15 protein-coding genes are annotated in these 17,251 nt (G+C 48.8%); 9 read left to right on the forward strand and 6 right to left on the reverse strand.

What is annotated here, in order from left to right; genetic code table 11:
- Positions 1-17: 17 nt before the first annotated feature.
- Both B160_RS0104255 and B160_RS0104260 read right to left on the reverse strand, forming a co-directional pair.
- The gene (locus B160_RS0104255; RefSeq protein WP_018626636.1) at positions 18-1,409 is read right to left on the reverse strand and encodes a DUF4876 domain-containing protein; all 1,392 of its coding nucleotides are present in this window, start codon (positions 1,407-1,409) and stop codon (positions 18-20) included.
- 4 nt (positions 1,410-1,413) lie between these two features.
- On the reverse strand, positions 1,414-4,146 hold the full coding sequence (locus B160_RS0104260) for a TonB-dependent receptor (protein ID WP_018626637.1): 2,733 nt from the start codon (positions 4,144-4,146) through the stop codon (positions 1,414-1,416).
- Positions 4,147-4,349: 203 nt separating this feature from the next.
- Between B160_RS0104260 and B160_RS0104265 the strand changes: the two genes are divergently transcribed.
- The 7 genes from B160_RS0104265 to B160_RS0104295 all read left to right on the forward strand — a co-directional run bounded on the left by B160_RS0104265 (position 4,350) and on the right by B160_RS0104295 (position 10,732).
- A complete protein-coding gene (locus B160_RS0104265; RefSeq protein ID WP_026309515.1) occupies positions 4,350-5,486 on the forward strand; it encodes a cytochrome-c peroxidase in 1,137 nt (378 codons plus the stop codon).
- A 237-nt stretch (positions 5,487-5,723) separates the two neighbouring features.
- On the forward strand, positions 5,724-6,719 hold the full coding sequence (pdhA, locus tag B160_RS0104270) for a pyruvate dehydrogenase (acetyl-transferring) E1 component subunit alpha (protein WP_018626639.1): 996 nt from the start codon (positions 5,724-5,726) through the stop codon (positions 6,717-6,719).
- A gap of 29 nt (positions 6,720-6,748) precedes the next feature.
- Positions 6,749-7,447 (forward strand): tetratricopeptide repeat protein, encoded by a 699-nt coding sequence (locus B160_RS0104275; protein ID WP_018626640.1) that lies wholly within the window; start codon positions 6,749-6,751, stop codon positions 7,445-7,447.
- A gap of 1 nt (position 7,448) precedes the next feature.
- Positions 7,449-7,925 carry a 6,7-dimethyl-8-ribityllumazine synthase gene (gene ribH, locus B160_RS0104280; protein WP_018626641.1) on the forward strand — a complete coding sequence of 159 codons (477 nt, stop codon included), beginning with the start codon at positions 7,449-7,451 and terminating at the stop codon, positions 7,923-7,925.
- On the forward strand, positions 7,925-8,365 hold the full coding sequence (locus B160_RS0104285) for a hypothetical protein (RefSeq protein ID WP_018626642.1): 441 nt from the start codon (positions 7,925-7,927) through the stop codon (positions 8,363-8,365). Before ribH ends, B160_RS0104285 begins: the two co-directional genes overlap by 1 nt.
- Before the next feature lies 1 nt (position 8,366).
- Positions 8,367-9,086, forward strand: a complete 720-nt coding sequence (locus B160_RS0104290; protein ID WP_026309516.1) for a (Fe-S)-binding protein — start codon at positions 8,367-8,369, stop codon at positions 9,084-9,086.
- Positions 9,087-9,373: 287 nt separating this feature from the next.
- Positions 9,374-10,732 (forward strand): TrpB-like pyridoxal phosphate-dependent enzyme, encoded by a 1,359-nt coding sequence (locus tag B160_RS0104295; RefSeq protein ID WP_018626644.1) that lies wholly within the window; start codon positions 9,374-9,376, stop codon positions 10,730-10,732.
- Positions 10,733-11,003: 271 nt separating this feature from the next.
- Here the strand turns inward: B160_RS0104295 and B160_RS0104300 are convergent, their stop codons facing one another.
- Together B160_RS0104300 and B160_RS0104305 are read right to left on the reverse strand one after the other, a co-directional pair.
- A complete protein-coding gene (locus B160_RS0104300; protein ID WP_018626645.1) occupies positions 11,004-11,894 on the reverse strand; it encodes a DUF72 domain-containing protein in 891 nt (296 codons plus the stop codon).
- A 169-nt stretch (positions 11,895-12,063) separates the two neighbouring features.
- A complete protein-coding gene (locus B160_RS0104305) occupies positions 12,064-13,191 on the reverse strand; it encodes an FAD-dependent oxidoreductase (protein ID WP_026309517.1) in 1,128 nt (375 codons plus the stop codon).
- A gap of 122 nt (positions 13,192-13,313) precedes the next feature.
- Between B160_RS0104305 and B160_RS0104310 the strand changes: the two genes are divergently transcribed.
- Both B160_RS0104310 and B160_RS0104315 read left to right on the forward strand, forming a co-directional pair.
- The gene (locus tag B160_RS0104310; protein WP_018626647.1) at positions 13,314-13,730 is read left to right on the forward strand and encodes an EVE domain-containing protein; all 417 of its coding nucleotides are present in this window, start codon (positions 13,314-13,316) and stop codon (positions 13,728-13,730) included.
- A gap of 204 nt (positions 13,731-13,934) precedes the next feature.
- Positions 13,935-15,713, forward strand: coding sequence for an aromatic amino acid hydroxylase (locus B160_RS0104315; RefSeq protein ID WP_018626648.1), 1,779 nt, complete (start codon positions 13,935-13,937; stop codon positions 15,711-15,713).
- 33 nt (positions 15,714-15,746) lie between these two features.
- Here B160_RS0104315 and smpB read toward each other — a convergent pair whose 3' ends face one another.
- Positions 15,747-16,190 (reverse strand): SsrA-binding protein SmpB, encoded by a 444-nt coding sequence (smpB, locus tag B160_RS0104320; RefSeq protein WP_018626649.1) that lies wholly within the window; start codon positions 16,188-16,190, stop codon positions 15,747-15,749.
- Positions 16,191-16,331: 141 nt separating this feature from the next.
- Entirely contained in the window at positions 16,332-17,240 is a 909-nt protein-coding gene (gene accD / locus B160_RS0104325) for an acetyl-CoA carboxylase, carboxyltransferase subunit beta (RefSeq protein WP_018626650.1), read from the reverse strand.
- Positions 17,241-17,251 lie beyond the last annotated feature (11 nt).

Consider the following 17,251-nt stretch of genomic DNA (forward strand, 5'->3'; position numbering starts at 1 on the left):
TTCAGACATCTCTTTTACTAATTGTCAAACGTATCTGGTTGTGTAACGACCCTGTACTCAAAATCGTTGGTGGAATTATTGGTGTCTGTGTAGATCTTTCTTCCGTCTACTGTTTTCAGGATCTTGCGAACAATGGATTGTGAGCTATACAGCCCTCCGGGAGCGAACGTAACACCTCCGTCCAAGGCGGCCACAAGTCTCCGGGGATGCCGGTTGTTGATAATTGTATTCTGAACCTGCACGGCATCAATAAGCAGATCATTTGGTACCTGGTAATAAGTGGGTGTGGCGCCCGATATCTGATCAGCGGTCACGGTCGGGTCGGGATACCTGGGGTAACTTTGAGGACTGGCAGGCTCGCCAAATGCAGGGAAGGGTTTGTCGGACTTAAAGATAAAATAAGCCTCTCTTCCCGTAAGATCCAGGATCAGATCCCGGGCATTGTTCACATTTACAATAACATTCGGAATATTGGTATTGTCTACATCCGAGGTGAAAGGATTCGAGATGATATTGGCCAGGTACACTTCAAAATCGGCATTACTCAGATCGATGGTCTTGGAGGGGTCTTTTACGGGTATTGGATGGTTGTCCCGGTCTACATATCCGGCCTTGTGGTTTTGCGCAGTGGCGGCAATTACAATACTTTTTCCGGGGGCAACGGGATGATCGATACCGCTGCCCGGTATCCTGTAGAGGGCATCGATATAAATATACTTGCCCGTTGCTTCGGATTTTATTCCGGCAGGCATTCCCACGGACTTGCTCCAGTCGAATTGTTTATAAAGAATATCACTTTCGTTTGTAATGTAGTTACCGCTGGAAAGATCGATGTTCCGGTTATACGTTCCGGCACCGGCCGCGACTCCGAAGTACAGGCTGTCGGCATACAATGTGTCATTGGAATTATTGTAGATCTCGATGAATTGGTCCCTGAATAAGGCGGCATTTGGCCCGCTTCCTTCATAATACACCTGTTTGATTACCCAGTCTCCGATTTTGCCCGGTGATATGGTTAAATTCAGGGTATTATTGGTGGCGGCGTTCAGGGTTATTCCATTGAGAATACCATTAAAAGAAACGCTGTCCTGTGTGGTCACATCGCCGGTTCTGTTCTCATAGTCCTCTTTGCTCATTTTAAATGTTCCCTGTATCTCATACAGGCCAGGCATCATTCCATTGAATATTCCCAATCCCGTATCGTCAGATTTTTGATTGATGGTTTTACCGGTGGAGATGTTCTTTAATGCTATTGAAATGCCCGCTAACGGGAATCCGTAACCGGTATTGCTTTTCTCGTATCCGGCTTTAACAATGATGTTAATGGGCTGCAGGGATGGCTCGGATATATCCCTTTTACAGGAGGCGATGATGCATATTAAAAAGAATGCGATGGCGGTTTGTTTCATGTTTTTATTTTATTGTGAATTTTAGTTCTGCTCCATAAGAAGGTTGTCCGTTGTAATAAGAGTACCCGGTTGCAGTCTTTTCCCTCGGGCGCAGGTTAAAAATATTATAGGCATTGAAAGAAAATCTCAAAAAAGGCCCGATCTCTTTGCTGAGTCTTGCATGGATATTCGGATACACAAAGGAAGGGTTGTAGGTTGTTCTAAAAAGAGGAGCTGTTTTCAGCAGGTGCGCATACGCGGGCTGCCGGGCTTCTTCAGCGGAGAGGGGATGGTAGCTTAAATTCCTGTCGTAATATCCCACCGGATAAATGAAGGTGGGCAGCAGCTGCTGTTTGCTCACCCAGAAAATTTCCCCGGTCAGAATGATGGCCATCCGTAATTTGGGAATATGTGTACTGGATATCAGCGTCGATTTGATGGAAGTCCCTTTGCTCTCGCTGTTTTGAAATACGCCATATACGGCTTCAAGATCCAGCCGGGGAGGCTCCGGAATGTAAACAGAAGGGCTGTCGCTCCTGTAATAGCTGTAATAAAGCGCCGTATTCAAACTGAACGATGTTTGCAAGGCTCTTATTTTTTGCGTGTTCAGCATGATCTCGACGCCACTGTTCCTGGAATAGGCACCGTTTACGAGTTTACTCACCGTTCTCAGGTATTGATTGGCAGAGTCGGGGATCAGTTCGTAAGAAGGTTTTGTGCCGGGGCTGGTGATCGCACGGTACGCCGGCAGCGATAAGAAAAGAGGTGCAGACTGGGTAGTGAACCCGTCCTTGCTAATGGTTTTAAAAACGGAAAAAGACCATTGTACCGCTTTCTTTGCGAACGAAAACCCTGTTTCGAGGGTCGTGTTCTTATAAGGTTTGATCCTGAGATTCCGGCCCTTTACCACTTCTGTATAGGCCAGATAAATACTTTCATTTACGGATCCGTTGTAAACGTTCAGCAGCGGAATATCGAGGTAGCTGTCGCCCGGGTTTATCTGGGATATAGAAGGTGCTTTTGTGGATATCCCATAGGCGGTGTTCCAGCTAACAGACTTGCTGAGTTTGTAGTTCATGCTCAACCGGGGCGACAGGGTAAAATAGGCGTTTTGAAAATCACTCCTTATGCCGGTATTTAAACTGATGGGTTTTCCTAAAAAGGTTGTTCTTAGATCATTTTGTATATAGGCTCCTATATTGCTGTTCGCAGGGGTCTGATAATAGGGGCGTGGCCGGGTTTGGTCCGCAAAACGGGGTCTTCGGGGATCGATAACGATGCCCGGGCCTTTGTTGGCACTATAGCTATAGTTGGCGCCAATTGTTAGATTTGATACGGTTTTCCCTTTGGTAAATAGATTACCGGCTTCGATCCTTGCGGATGCATTCACCGGCTTGCCAATGATCTGCCGTACGGCAAGATAATAGCCGGGGATATAATATCCTTCATGAACACCGCTCTCAACAGCATCTGTTATGGCCTCCACGGTTGAAGAGTTCAGATAGTATTGATCGTAAGCATCTTGTTTTCCCCAGGAAAAACTTCCCTGAAGGGAGAGTCTTTTGATCCATGGTTTATGGAGCTTAAATTCGCTCCGGTTGCTGACGCTGAAATGTGTGTTCTTATACCGTGCGGAACGGTCGTCGGAAGCGTCGGGGTCTTCTTTGGTGGCGTCCAGGGTGGTATTGAAATCAAAGCTCAGGTTATTGCGGAACCTGTTGGCTTTTGGTCCCTGATAGGTCCATATGAATCCACTGGCAACTCTGTTAAAAGATTTTATTTTATTCCGGGGATCATCATTGCTGTTCAGGTAATTTAAATTGAAATTGAAGACCCCCCAATCCGGCGTGAGTTTAAATCCCTTCGTAAGCGCCACGTTCTGGGTGCCCTCATTATTGCGTAAATTAAGACTCCAGGGTGTGATGCCTGCCTGCCGGTCTATGATCACCATACCTGTTGTATAATCGCCATATCTTGCTGAAGCCACACCGGACACCACTTCAATGCGCTCAATATTTTCAACGGGGATCTCACGCAGGTCAATTCCGTTGTCTGCCCGGGATACCTTATTATAGGAGTCATACAGCGTACCATTCCGGCGTGCCTGCCTTGTCTCCGGTGGGTTGATCTGGTAAGCGCTCCCTCTTGTGGTGAGCCCCATCGTTTGCATGTTCGCATCATTGCTCCTCACGGCGTCGTCCATTACCACCGAAATACCAAATGCATTGTTCGTGGCTTCGATGCCGTTAAGGGGCAGCGCATTACGCATGGTCAATACCTGTGGCCCCTGGAGCGATACATTCGGTTTTAAAATTGTTTTTCCAGGTAAATAGTGAAGCACATTGGCAAGGCTTAATGATTGGGATTGTTCGATGGCCTCGCGGTCAAAAACGATTGATGAATTGGAGATCTTGGTTTTTTTGCGATAACTGCTTATCTCTACCTCCGGCAGTTTCAGGTTCAGGTCCAGTAAGAGGAATTCCTGGTAAACAGAGTACTCCTTTTTTCTCAGGATCCTTTCCGTATTTTTTTTCCCCGCATAGGAAACGGAGATCCGGATACTGTCGATCCCTTCAGGGATCGCGATGTTGAACCGGCCGTTTTTATCTGAAGAAGTGCTTGTTTCTAATTCACTGATGGTAATTGTAGCCGAGGGAAGCGGTTTGTTGTTCATATCAACGACGATGCCCGTAAGCGTCCATACCCGGCCGTTGCCATCATACTGCGCGGCAGATACCTTTTGAAGGCATATCAGCATCAAACCGAAACAAATTTTTAGGCAGTACGTCAATTTTCCAAACGCCGGTTAAGAAATTAGAAGATAAGTTTTGGATACAAACATACCATGGTATATACGGTTCCGCTTTCGAAATGCGGAAAATCTGGGCTGCAGAACGGAAAGCATGGCGGAGGATGGCTTCGATTCAAATCTTTTTATAATCTTTGCCTTTTATTATCAGCATGCGTATTCTTTTGATTTTTACCGGAGGGGCCTTGTGGTTTGTATTTTCTTCCTGGCTGGGAACGGGCAGGAGCACAGAAGCCGGCGCTGTTTATGAGGATACGATTGCGCAACTGTACCGCAGGCCTGTTTCGCAATGGCCCCGTCCTCTTATCGATTCCGGTGTAGTGTGGAAGGAGCTGGCGCCCATACCCAAAGATACCACCTGGCGGCTGGTGGAAACGGATCCCAAAACAAGGCTGGGTATGTTCTTATTCTTTGATCCGCGATTGTCCGGTTCCAGCCAGATATCCTGCAGCAGTTGTCATGACCCGGATCTTTCCTGGCAGGACGGCAGGGTAGTGGCACTGGGTAACGACCATCTGCAGGGCAGCCGCAATACACAGAGCCTGCTGAATGTGGCCATCTGGCCCAAACTGTTCTGGGACGGGCGCGCCAATGATTTTGAAACGCAGATGGTAGAACCGCTGAGTGCGCATCATGAAATGAACATGGATGTGCCCGCCCTGCCCGATAAGCTGCAAAAGATCCCGGGCTACCTGCCATTGTTTGAAAAAGCATTTGGAAAAGGAGCTGTCAGCTTTAAAAAGATCTCGGAAGCGCTGGCCGCTTTTCAGCGGACCATTAAAAGCCGTTCAACTCCTTTTGATGAGTTTATGCGGGGAAATTATAAGAAATTAAACGATCAGGAAATCGCCGGTCTGCACCTCTTCCGAACCAAGGCCCGTTGTATGAATTGTCACAATGGGACCTATCTCACAGATTTCAGTTTTCATAATATCGGTCTTACCTACTACAAACGGAAATACGAGGACCTGGGGCGTTATAATATCACCAAAGACCGGGCAGATGTTGGAAAATTCCGGACGCCCTCTTTAAGAGAGTTGAACAATACCCGCCCCTGGATGCACAACGGGTTGTTTCACAGCCTGGAGGGCGTCGTGAATATATATAATAGCGGCATGCCCCAGCTGCCGAAGACCACTGAACAGAAAGCAGACCCGCTGTTTCCCAGGACAGACCATCTGATGAAACCGTTGAACCTGAGTGCTGAGGAAAAGGCGCAGCTGGTAGCCTTCCTAAATACCCTTACCGGTGTGCCGTACCGTATGCGGCGGCCCGAACTGCCCCGGTAAGCCCGGCAAAGCCGGCCGGTTGACCGGTACTGATCTGAAGGGCAGCAATCGGAGCATGCAGCCCGGTGCACTGCAGCACAAGAGTGCGACGCAAGGAGGATGCCACCTGTACTACAGCCGGGGAAACAGGAACAATTGCTCCCCGCGTAAAAAAAAGCAAAAAAGGGGGGCAGCCTCCTTCGTAAGAAGGTAGAAATCAGAAAAATTCCCTTACTTTTGCTACTCAAATTTTTAGCCGTGGCAACAAAATTTTCAAAAGAAACCTACCTGTACTGGTATGAATTGATGCAGCTGATCCGCACATTTGAGCTTACAGCTGAGGAGAAGTATAAAATGGAAGGGAAGATCCGTGGTTTTTTTCATGCCTATGTGGGGCAGGAGGCGATTGCTGCGGGATGTATGACCGCTACCAAACCGGAAGATATTTTTATCACCGCCTACCGCGATCATGGTCTGGCCGTTGCCAAGGGTGTTTCTGTAGACAGCTGTATGGCCGAGCTGTATGGCAAAGCAACAGGATGCGCCAAGGGTAAAGGCGGGAGCATGCACTTCTTTGGAAAGGAGCAGCATTTTTTTGGCGGACACGGAATTGTAGGGGCGCAGATCGGCACCGGTACCGGCCTGGCATTTGCAGAAAATTATAAAGGAACCGATAACGTGGTGCTTTGCTTTTTTGGCGACGGTGCCGCACGTCAGGGCATCCTCCACGAATCGTTCAACCTGGCCATGTTGTGGAAGCTGCCGGTGATCTACATTTGCGAGAACAACAATTATGCAATGGGTACTTCTGTAGAGCGTACCTCTAATATTCACGACATTTATAAACTGGGCGCGGCTTACGAAATGCCGTCGGAAGTGGTAGACGGAATGAACCCGGAGACCGTGCATGATGCGGTGGCAAAAGCAGTAAAGCGGGCCCGGGAGAAAAACGGCCCTACCTTGCTGGAAATCAAAACCTATCGCTACAAAGGTCATTCCATCAGCGATCCGCAGAAGTACCGGACCAAAGACGAGGTGGATGAGTACAAATCAAAAGACCCCATTAACCTGCTGCGGAAAAGTATGCTGGATGGTCAGCTGGCAACAGAAGCACAGGTAAAAGAAATTGATACCCGTTGCGATGAAGTGGTGGCGGCATCTGTAAAATTTGCAGAAGAAAGCCCGTTCCCGTCGGATGACGAAGTGTTGAAAGATGTGTATGTGGATCAGGATTATCCGTTCATTGTAGATTAAAACTAACGCCTTAAATAATACATAGTAAAATGACAGATAAGCGAAATACAGAAGCTGTAAACGAGCATGTTGCGGATTCAAACGCTGTTGATACCTTAAGGGTGCTCTGGCTGAAGCACGGGAAAAAAATAACTATTGCCCTGGGATTGATCGTGGTTTTGGGAGGGGGTTATATGCTTTATAAATCTTTTGTACAGAAACCGAAGATCGAAGAAGCGCTGGACAAAAGCTTTAAAGCAGAAGAATACTTTAAAAAAGATTCCTTTAACCTGGCGCTGAACGGGGACGGGGTAAACCCAGGTTTTATTGCTCTTGCAAAAAAATACAGCAGCACGCCTACCGGCAACCTGGCAAATTTTTATGCCGGCGTTTGCTATGTGAAGCTGAATCAGAATGATAAAGCAGTCGCTTACCTGAAAGATTTTAAGACCGGCTCCAAACAGATCCAGCAGCGCGCCTATAAATTATTGGGCGATGCCTATGGAGATATGGGAAAAGGCGCCGAAGCGCTGGAAAGCTATAAAAAAGCGGCGAAGGAGTTTGAGGCTGATCAAACAGCCTGTGCAGAGGCCCTGTTTAGCGCGGCTTACCTGGCACAGCATGTGCTGAACAAAAAAGAAGAGGCCGTCGGTCTGTATAAGGAGCTTAAAGAAAAATATCCGCGCACACAACAGGGATTTGATGCGGATAAGTACCTGGCTCAGTTAGGTGTTTATAATGTAAATTAAAATGGCTACACAAGGAAACAGTTCTTTATATCATATTGACGCGGGCATTCTGAAAGAGAATGCCTGTGTTGTTTTAGTAAAAACAGAGTGGAACGCAGCGATCGTTGATGCCCTTGAGGCTGGCTGTAAAACAATATTCGAACAGTACAGGGTGCAGTATAAGACCCTGCTGGTACCGGGTGCCATAGAGCTGCCTTTTGCCATAAAGCGCTACTGGGAGCGGCATAAGGAAAACCAGGCCCCGGATGCTTTTATTGCGCTGGGCTGTGTGATCAAAGGCGATACACCGCATTTTGACTACGTGTGTCATGCAGTGACCGAGGGCGTATTGCAATTGAACCTGATGTTGCCGGTGCCCACCATCTTTGGGGTGCTAACGGTAAATAATGAAGCACAGGCGCTGGAGCGCATCGGCGGCGCACACGGTCACAAAGGAGAGGAGGCCGCCATTACCGCTCTCAAAATGATCCATTCCTGATGCTGCGGTATATGGCATTTATAGCGGGGGTGCTGCTGGCGGCGCTGACCGCCTGTAATAACGCGGCAGAAGGCCGGAAAACGGAGGCTGATACCGCTGCTGTGCTGACCCGTGTCCATGCGGATACAACGGACCGGAGCCTGCCTGCCACCGGTATAACCGCAGACCAGATCATGGATAGCCTGCGCAGGATCCCCTTTGTAGCGGAACGCGCGCATTTCATTGATTCCTTCAGCAACCATCAGCAGGGTCTGGCATTTTTATTGGATACCGTTTCCGGGAAAGAAGTTAATTTTAGGGTAGGTTATAATGGCGTTGAGCGTTTTGAAACCTATTATATATTTGTAGTAGATCCGCAAACATTTGATATTAAAATAGTAGAGCCTGTAAGCGGCGATGCAATGACCATTGCCGAATATCAGCAAGTACCGCAAAAATAAAATGAACGTACAGATTTTTATACCCTGTTTTGTAGACCAGCTTTACCCAGAGACTGGTTTTAACATGGTAAAAGTGCTGGAAAAGTTTGGATGCACCGTTAGCTATAATGCCCGGCAGACCTGTTGCGGCCAGCCGGCTTTTAATGCTGGCTTCCAGGATGAATCGAAAGCTGTTTGTTCCAAATTCCTGGAGGATTTTAAAGGCCGGGATTATATTATAGCTCCCAGCGCCAGCTGTGTGGGATTTGTGCGCAATTATTATCCTAAATTGTTTGACAATTCGTCTGTGCACAACGAGGTGAAAGCATTGGGGGCAAGGATCTTTGAGTTTTCCGAGTTTTTGATCGATGTGCTGAACGTGGCTGACACCGGAGCCGTGCTGAAAGGAAATGCTACGTACCACGACAGCTGCGCAGGGCTGAGGGAATGCAAGATCAAAGCCGGTCCCCGGACCCTGCTCTCCAATGTGCGCGGTCTGGTGCTGAACGAACTGAAAGATGTGGAAACCTGCTGCGGTTTTGGCGGCACTTTTGCTGTAAAATTCCCCTCCATCTCCATTAACATGGGTGAGCAGAAAGTAGAAAATGCGATCGCAACCGGGGCCGACTACCTGATCAGCACCGATCTCTCCTGCCTCATGCATCTGCAGGGATATATCGACCATAAAAAATACCCTATTAAAACCATGCACCTGGCAGATGTGCTGGCCAGCGGGTGGTAGGTAGCTGACATGGAACTGTGCGTATAGGAGATTTTCGATTAAAAATACTACTGTAATGAAAATTGCGGTTGCACAGATCAGACCTGTTAGGTATTTTGGTTTTTGACACAGATACGGAATCTGTCACTTCCAGGCTTCTGTGAAGGAATACAAATCGATTGCGGAAATGATATTTTCGTGCAGGGCGGCTAATGACGCTGCAGCATGACGCTCCTGATCCTATTGTTTATATTCCGGAACTAACTTATATTAGTATTTCTTAATTTAACCAAAAAACAATATGATCAATGGAAAAGAAAATTCTTTTGAATGAAAAGGACATACCTACCCAATGGTATAATATAGTAGCAGATATGCCCAACAAACCGCTGCCGCCGCTCCATCCCGGCACGCGGCAACCCATCAATGGGGAAGACCTTGCACCGCTGTTTCCGATGGAGCTGATCCAGCAGGAAGTTTCGGCCGAGCGCTATATTGATATCCCCGAAGAAGTGCGGGATGCGTACCGCATGTGGCGCCCCACACCATTGATCCGCGCAACGGGCCTGGAAAAAGCATTGGGTACGGATTGTAAGATCTATTATAAATACGAGGGCACCAGCCCCAGCGGTTCACACAAGCCCAATACGGCCATTCCACAGGCGTATTACAATAAAAAGGCGGGGGTGAAACGGATCATTACCGAAACCGGCGCGGGGCAGTGGGGCACGGCTTTAAGCTTTGCCTGCGCGCACTTTGGTATCGATTGCGAAGTGTACATGGTGCGGATCAGCTTTAACCAGAAGCCGTACCGGAAGATATTGATGAACACGTTTGGCGCCAAGGTATATGCATCTCCCAGCACCAACACACAGGCGGGAAGAAATGCGCTGGAGGCCAACCCGGATACGCCGGGCAGCCTGGGCCTGGCCATATCCGAGGCCATCGAAATTGCCGCCGGCGATGAGGATACCAAGTACTCGCTGGGCTCCGTGCTGAACCACGTGCTGCTGCACCAGACCATCATTGGCCAGGAAGCCAAAAAACAGCTGGAATATACCGGCGATTACCCGGATGTGATCATTGCCCCGCTGGGCGGCGGCTCTAACTTTGCAGGACTTTCCTTCCCTTTTATAAAGGATAAAATTGCAGGCAGGGAATTGCGTTGTATAGCCGTGGAGCCGGCCTCCTGTCCCAAGCTTACCAAAGGAAAATTCATGTACGATTTTGGCGATACGCAGGGATACACCCCGTTATTGCCCATGTACACGCTGGGCCATACATTTACGCCTGCCGCCATACATGCCGGGGGGCTGCGCTACCACGGGGCCAGCGTGCTTTGCAGCCAGCTGTTAAAAGACGGGTTGATCGAAGCCAGCGCCATCCAGCAGCTGGAGTGTTTTGAAGCAGGTGTATTGTTTGCGAAGGCCGAGGGCATTGTTCCGGCGCCGGAAGCCAATCATGGCATTGCACAGGTGATCCGGGAAGTGAATAAAGCTAAAGAAGAAGGTGTTAAAAAGACCATCCTGTTCAATTTATGCGGACATGGATTTGTAGATATGTCGGCTTACCAGGATTACTTTGACGGCAAACTGGTGAATCATTCGTTTACGGATGAAGAGCTGACCGCGGCCATCAAGGATATTGAAGCGCTGCAACCGCAATAGGATTATTAAACCATTTGGGAAGGCTGTGTCAGGAGCATGCGTGCGCGCCGTTCCGATACAGCCTGTCTTTGTTGCGGTGGTTTCCGGATGGTGCAGGTTTGGTTTTAACCGCAACGCTATGAGGGGCTGTTATACGAAAGTGATATTTTAATGAGCTCAAAAAGTTTCTCGCAAAGACGCAACGCATTGTTTTGATCTATAATAAATTTCACTATCGTATTAAATAACCTTGCGATCCCTGCGCTAACCCTTGCGGTTTATTGTTATTTCTTTAAAACAACGCGCCCTGTTCGCCTGCCTTATCCGGTATTTTTAAAGAGAGCCCAAATGTTTTGTTCATCGCGCGGGTGAAATGCGCTGCCAGCAGCGGCGACTCCAGTTCCACATTCTGGTGTACAAAAAAATACAGTTTCTGCAATCCTTCACTCCGCCATTTTTTGATCCTTTTGACCCAGCCGTTCAGCCGCTCCACGTCGGTAGGATGGTTGGCGCCTACATACCGCACAAAGGCGACCGGGGCGGTAAGCCGCATGTGGAGCATGTCCCGCCGGCCGGCAGTGTCTACAATAATATTGGCCATGCCTCGTTTTTCCAGCAATGTGCAGTATGGATCATTGATATGTTGGTTGGCAAACCATGCTTCATTCCGTACTTCCACTCCCAGTGGGATCCCCGGGGGAAATTGCTGCAGCATGGTTGCGAGGCGATTAAAATGTTCCGGTTTAAAATTATCATGCAGCTGCAGAAAGGCCATTCCCAGCCGGTCTTCAAAATTGCTGATGGCATCGCAGAACAGTGTTACTTCTTTTTGCACGTCGATCAAACGTTTATAATGGCTGATGGTATTGGTCAGCTTTGGAAAGAACCGGAACCCTTCCGGAGTTTTATCTTTCCAGGTCTCCACCTGTTTCCAGTCGGGCATTTTATAAAATGTGGCGTTCAGCTCGATGGCATTGAACTGAGTGGCATAATATTTTAGTTCGTCTTTTGTGCCGCGGGGATAAAACCCTTTAAGGTCGGTGCGGTTCCATTTAGCACAGCCCACATAAACTTCAAAGTCGGGCTGCTTCTTTGCTGCCAGCAGTATCCTTGCCGTATCCGGATGGTCTGCAGGAAGTGTAAAGTCGATGGAGCCGGGATTGCTTACTTGTCCGAATTTCATGTGGTAAAGAATGTGGAAATTTGAGAATTTGAAAATGTGAAAATATGAAAATGTGGGAATAGGGGATCCGGCTTTTTACCGTAAACTTCAAATCCAAAGAAAGTTCATTAAGTATAAACACGGATCTAACATGAAACTTTGAACTTCAAACCTGAAACAACAATAAATGCTATTCCATCATGCCGGCAATTTTTCTTCCAACGGAAGGTGCGAGGGCTACCCCCATACCGCTCATGCGCAGGGCACAGAATGAACGGTCTGAAAGCTGCTCCACCACCGGCATTTTTTCCTTTCCCATGGCCATGATGCCTGCCCAGCGATGGGTAATGGCCGGTCGCTGCCCGGGGATGATCATCGTGTATAAAAATGCTTCCAGCGCCTGCTGTATGGGCAGGGTAGTGAATTGCTCCAACGTATATTCTGTCTGGAAGGAGGTATTGCGTGCACCACCCAGCAAAATACGGTCGTTCAGGTTGCGGAAATAATAATAGCCCTCCTGGTAATGGAACGTGCCGGTGAATTTTAATCCTGGTACCGGCTCGGTAAGCAACACCTGGCCTCTTGCGGGTACCAGATCCACTTTTGGCAACAAGCGGTGGCTGAAGGCGTTGGTGCAATAGACCAGGCGTTCTGCTATCAGGTTGGGACCGTGAACTGTAGTCAGTTTTACACCATTGTTTCCTTCTTCAACCGCGCGTATCTCCGTAGACCAAAGAAAGCGGACCCCCATTTTTACGGCAAGCTGGTGCAGCGCGTTTACGAGCTTGCCCGGGTGCAGGCTGCCTTCAAACCGGTTTTCCACCAGGTGGGTGATGTTGGCAAAACCAAAATCGGGGAGTTGTTCATCCTGCTGGCAAAAGGTGGCCGGGGTTCCCGTAAGATCGTACAGCCACTCATTCAGCAACGGAAGGCGCTCCAGCACCTGTATATCATCCAGCAGTTCATAGCCTTTGCAAACGGTAAAATCGACCGCACCGTTGGCAAAGACCTTCTGGATGGTGCGCAGGCCTTCAAAACGCATCGTTAAGAGCTGCAATGCTTTTTCCTTTCCCATCGTTTCGATATCCGATAGGATCTCTGTGGGGCTCCCGAAACAGGCAAACCCGGCATTGCGTGTTGATGCACCGGCGGGGGTAATGCCCCGTTCGGCTACGAGGATCTTTTTTGAAGGAAATTTCTGCCGCAGGTAGATGGCCGTCCACAAACCGGTAAAGCCCCCGCCGATGATGATGATGTCCTGCGGTGCATAAAAAGCTTCCTGCTCCCAGATGCTTATTTGATGTTGCGGATTCCTGATTGTTCGTTATTTTTATAAATCATAAAAATACAACTTCAAACCGCAATTGGCAGCATCCTCATTTTTATATTTTACATTTAAGCAGTACATTCTACATTCTATATTTTAAATTCTACATTTCTATGGCTTATTGGCTTATAAAATCAGAACCCTTTAAATACAGTTACGATCAGTTGGTAAAAGACAAAAAAACGGTGTGGGACGGCGTACGCAACTACGCTGCGCGCCTGAACCTGCGCGCTATGAAAAAAGGGGATCTTGCTTTTTTTTATCACAGTAACGAGGGAGTAGAGATCGTAGGCATCGCGAAAATTGTGAAAGAAGCCTTTCAGGACCCGACCACCACGGATGAGCGTTGGGTAGCAGTGGAAGTGGCCCCGTATAAAAAATTTAAGAAAACCGTACCGCTTGCTGCGTTAAAGGAGCTGCCCCGGTTGAAGGATATGGACCTGGTGCGCCTGGGACGCCTGTCGGTACAGACCGTGAAACCGGAGGAGTGGGAGCTGATCCTGAAGATGGCAGGAGAAGGAACGGTTTAGGTTTGAAGTTTGACGTTTGGGTTCCTGTTTGCTGCTCGATGGGCATTTCGCAGTTCCGGAATCAATGCTGAATGCTAATGGCTGATCGCTGAAAGCTGTATACCTTCGAGTAAGAATGTCCATCTCAATACGCACATTTCAAAATTCGATTCCTGTTATAGTAATAAACTTACGATCGTTTGTTTAAATTTGTATTTTTGCGGGATGGAGAATTATAACAACCCGATCATTGATACCCTGCCCCATCATTTAAAACAATACATCGTAGCCCAGCATTACGGGCATTATACCCCCGTGGACCATGCGGTATGGCGGTATGTGATGCGGCAGCATTACAGCTACCTCAGGGATGTGGCCTATTATCCGTATATACCGGGTTTAAAAAGGGCCGGGCTTAGTATTGAATACATACCGGATCTGCAAACGATGAACGATCATCTGAAACAGATCGGCTGGGGCGCGGTTACAGTGAACGGCTTTATTCCTTCCCAGGCTTTTATGGAGTTTCAGGCCTACCGTGTGCTGATCATTGCGGCGGATATCCGTCAGATCGAACATATCGAATACACACCCGCACCGGATATCATTCACGAGTCGGCGGGGCATGCTCCTATTATCGGAGAGCCGGAGTATGCCGCTTACCTGCAGTTTACAGGGGAGGTAGGAACAAAAGCGATGAGCTCCAAACGGGATCATGAATTATTTGCCGCCATCCGAAAACTGGCTGTTTTAAAGGAACTGGCAGGAACTTCTGCAAAAGAGATCCGGCGGGCAGAGGAGGCGCTTTCCTTCATCCAGGGCGATATGGGTGTTCCTTCTGAAATGGCCCTGCTGGCCCGCCTGCACTGGTGGACGGTGGAATATGGCCTGATCGGCAGCCTGGAGCACTATAAGATCTATGGTGCCGGTTTATTGTCTTCCATCGGGGAAAGCGTTACCTGTATGAGCCCCTCCGTAAAAAAATTGAACTATACCATTGATGCGGTACACTATCCCTACGATATTACAAAGCCTCAGCCGCAATTGTTTGTGACCCCCGATTTTCAGAACCTGGTGCAGGTGCTGGACGAATTTGCAGATACGCTTGCCTGGAGGAGAGGAGGGATGTATGGGCTGCAAAAGGCGATCGACAGCGGGCTGTTATGTACGGCCGTATATCGTTCGGGATTGCAGGTATCGGGTGTTTTTGTTGAAACCGGTATTGGTGACGGTGCTTATATGGCCACCGGCGGCCCCACTGCACTGGCGTTTAACGGCCGGCAGCTGGAGGGACATGGTAAAAAAGATCACGCCCGTGGGTTTGGGTCGCCGGTGGGGAAACTGCGGGATCATGACCTGCCGCTGGAAGATTTTACCCTCGATGATCTGAAGAACGCGGGTATTGAAACCGGCAAAAATGCAAGCCTGCTGTTTCGTAATGGAATTGAAGTGCATGGAAAGGTAGAGGCGGTCGTTCTGCGGGACGGCAAGATCATCCTGATCCGGTTTTCGTCCTGCACGGTGATCGACCGGATTACGGCCCGGCAGCTGTTCCAGCCCGAATGGGGCATTTATGATATGGGGGTAGGTGCGGCAATCGTTTCGGTTTTTTCCGGCGCTGCAGATAAGGACGCTTATGAACAGGTAACCGTTGTACCCAAAGAAATGCCACGTTCAAAATACAGTACCGGAACGCTGGCCCTGCACCGGTTGTACCAGCAGGTACGGGACGTGCGCGAAGGCAAAGCTGGGCCGGAGCGGCTGCCGGAGGTCTGGAACAAGCTCCGCAGGATGCCTGTGGATGACTGGCTCTGTGCGTTGGAGATCTTAGAGCTGCTAAAAGACCGCAACATCTGCAGGGATGAACAAAAACAAATTGAGGATCATTTACAGCGGTTAAAAGGCCCCCGGCCCGGTCTTGCGCATCTTATTGATGATGGCTTGCATACCATGAGCCGGATCGCGGTAATACCGGGAGCGGAAGAAGGTTCTCCGGAAGGATAGCGACCTGTTCGGTTTTAAAAACCGAACAGGTCGCTACAGGTATTTTTTCAGATCTCTTTCTACATCCCGCTTTTTGATGCTTTCCCGTTTGTCGTATAATTTTTTGCCTTTGGCAAGCCCGATCTCGATCTTAAAAAGCTGGTTCTCGTTCCGGTAAATGCGCAGGGGAATGAGGGTATAGCCTTTCTCTTTTAATTTGGCCTGGATTTTTTTTATCTCCCGTTTTTGTAACAGGAGCTTGCGGTCGCGGTCCGGGTTGTGATTGTTTACCGTGCCATGCGAGTAGGGGGAGATGTGGAGGCTTTTGAGCCATATTTCGCCCTGGTGCACGATGCAGTAACTGTCGTTAAAACTGGCCTTGCCTTCACGCAGCGATTTTACTTCTGTGCCCAAAAGAGCCATGCCGGCCAGGTAGGTGGCATCGATGAAATATTCGTAGTATGCCGAACGGTTTTTTATGGATACCTGGTTGGACAAAAGATGTTGAAGTTTTAAAGTTTAAAAGTTGAATGGATTAAGGGTTGAAAGGTTGAAATATATGGGACCGCCGATCCAGGCCGCTATGCACTGGTGCACAAAAGTGCGCTGCCATTTGCAGGAAAGTGGGGACCATACAAATTAATTCCGGAAATGCCGGAGCACAACGGCCAGTTTATGCTTCAGGTCTTTCCGGTTTACAATAAAATCGAGGAACCCATGCTCCAATAGAAATTCACTGCGCTGGAATCCTTCCGGGAGGTCTTTTTTGATCGTTTCCTTGATGACACGCGGCCCGGCAAAGCCGATCAGTGCGCCGGGCTCGGCGATGTTCAGGTCGCCCAGCATTCCGAAAGATGCGGTGATGCCTCCGAACGAAGGATCGGTCAAAAAGGAGATATAAGGAAGCTGCGCGTCCGTAAGCTGCGAAAGCTTACCGCTGGTCTTGGCCAGCTGCATCAGGGAAAAAGCGCTTTCCATCATGCGGGCGCCTCCGCTTTTGCAAATACACATAAAAGGAAGCCGGTGCTGAATGCAGTGATCCACGGCACGTGCAAATTTTTCACCCGCCACACTGCCCAGAGAGCCGCCGATGAATGCAAAATCCATAGCGGCCACCACCAGTCCTTCGCCTTCCGCCTTACCCACGGCCACCCGCATGGAATCGTCCATATTGGTATTGCTCCAGAAATCTTCCAGCCGTTTCTTATAGGGCTTCAGGTCGGTAAAGCCCAGAAAATCCCGGCCGCGGATATTGGTAAACAGCTCTGTGTATTCCTGGTTGTCGAACAGGATATCGTAATACTGGAGACTGCTGATCCGATGGTGGTATCCGCATTTCGGACACACATACTGCTGTTCCTTCAGCTCGGTCTGCGTGGAAATATAGTTACATTCAGGGCACTTTGTCCAAAGTCCCTCCTGCGTTTCCCGCTTTTCGGATGTTTTAGTAAGAATACCTTTTTTGATTCTTTTGAACCAGCCCGCTTTATCTTTATCCTGACCAGCCCCGCTCAGGTCGGCATCAAAATCTTCAATCTCTTTGGACATATTCAGTTTCC

The sequence above is a fragment of the Niabella aurantiaca DSM 17617 genome, assembly GCF_000374125.1.
GTDB classification, from domain to species: Bacteria; Bacteroidota; Bacteroidia; order Chitinophagales; family Chitinophagaceae; genus Niabella; species Niabella aurantiaca.

What these genes read in the sequence shown, in the direction of transcription:
- B160_RS0104255 (WP_018626636.1), bottom strand. Translation starts at nt 1,409, where the DNA reads ATGAAACAAACCGCCATCGCATTCTTTTTAATATGCATCATCGCCTCC.
- B160_RS0104260 (WP_018626637.1), bottom strand. Translation starts at nt 4,146, where the DNA reads ATGCTGATATGCCTTCAAAAGGTATCTGCCGCGCAGTATGATGGCAAC.
- B160_RS0104265 (WP_026309515.1), top strand. Translation starts at nt 4,350, where the DNA reads ATGCGTATTCTTTTGATTTTTACCGGAGGGGCCTTGTGGTTTGTATTT.
- B160_RS0104275 (WP_018626640.1), top strand. Translation starts at nt 6,749, where the DNA reads ATGACAGATAAGCGAAATACAGAAGCTGTAAACGAGCATGTTGCGGAT.
- ribH (WP_018626641.1), top strand. Translation starts at nt 7,449, where the DNA reads ATGGCTACACAAGGAAACAGTTCTTTATATCATATTGACGCGGGCATT.
- B160_RS0104285 (WP_018626642.1), top strand. Translation starts at nt 7,925, where the DNA reads ATGCTGCGGTATATGGCATTTATAGCGGGGGTGCTGCTGGCGGCGCTG.
- B160_RS0104290 (WP_026309516.1), top strand. Translation starts at nt 8,367, where the DNA reads ATGAACGTACAGATTTTTATACCCTGTTTTGTAGACCAGCTTTACCCA.
- B160_RS0104295 (WP_018626644.1), top strand. Translation starts at nt 9,374, where the DNA reads ATGGAAAAGAAAATTCTTTTGAATGAAAAGGACATACCTACCCAATGG.
- B160_RS0104300 (WP_018626645.1), bottom strand. Translation starts at nt 11,894, where the DNA reads ATGAAATTCGGACAAGTAAGCAATCCCGGCTCCATCGACTTTACACTT.
- B160_RS0104310 (WP_018626647.1), top strand. Translation starts at nt 13,314, where the DNA reads ATGGCTTATTGGCTTATAAAATCAGAACCCTTTAAATACAGTTACGAT.
- B160_RS0104315 (WP_018626648.1), top strand. Translation starts at nt 13,935, where the DNA reads ATGGAGAATTATAACAACCCGATCATTGATACCCTGCCCCATCATTTA.
- accD (WP_018626650.1), bottom strand. Translation starts at nt 17,240, where the DNA reads ATGTCCAAAGAGATTGAAGATTTTGATGCCGACCTGAGCGGGGCTGGT.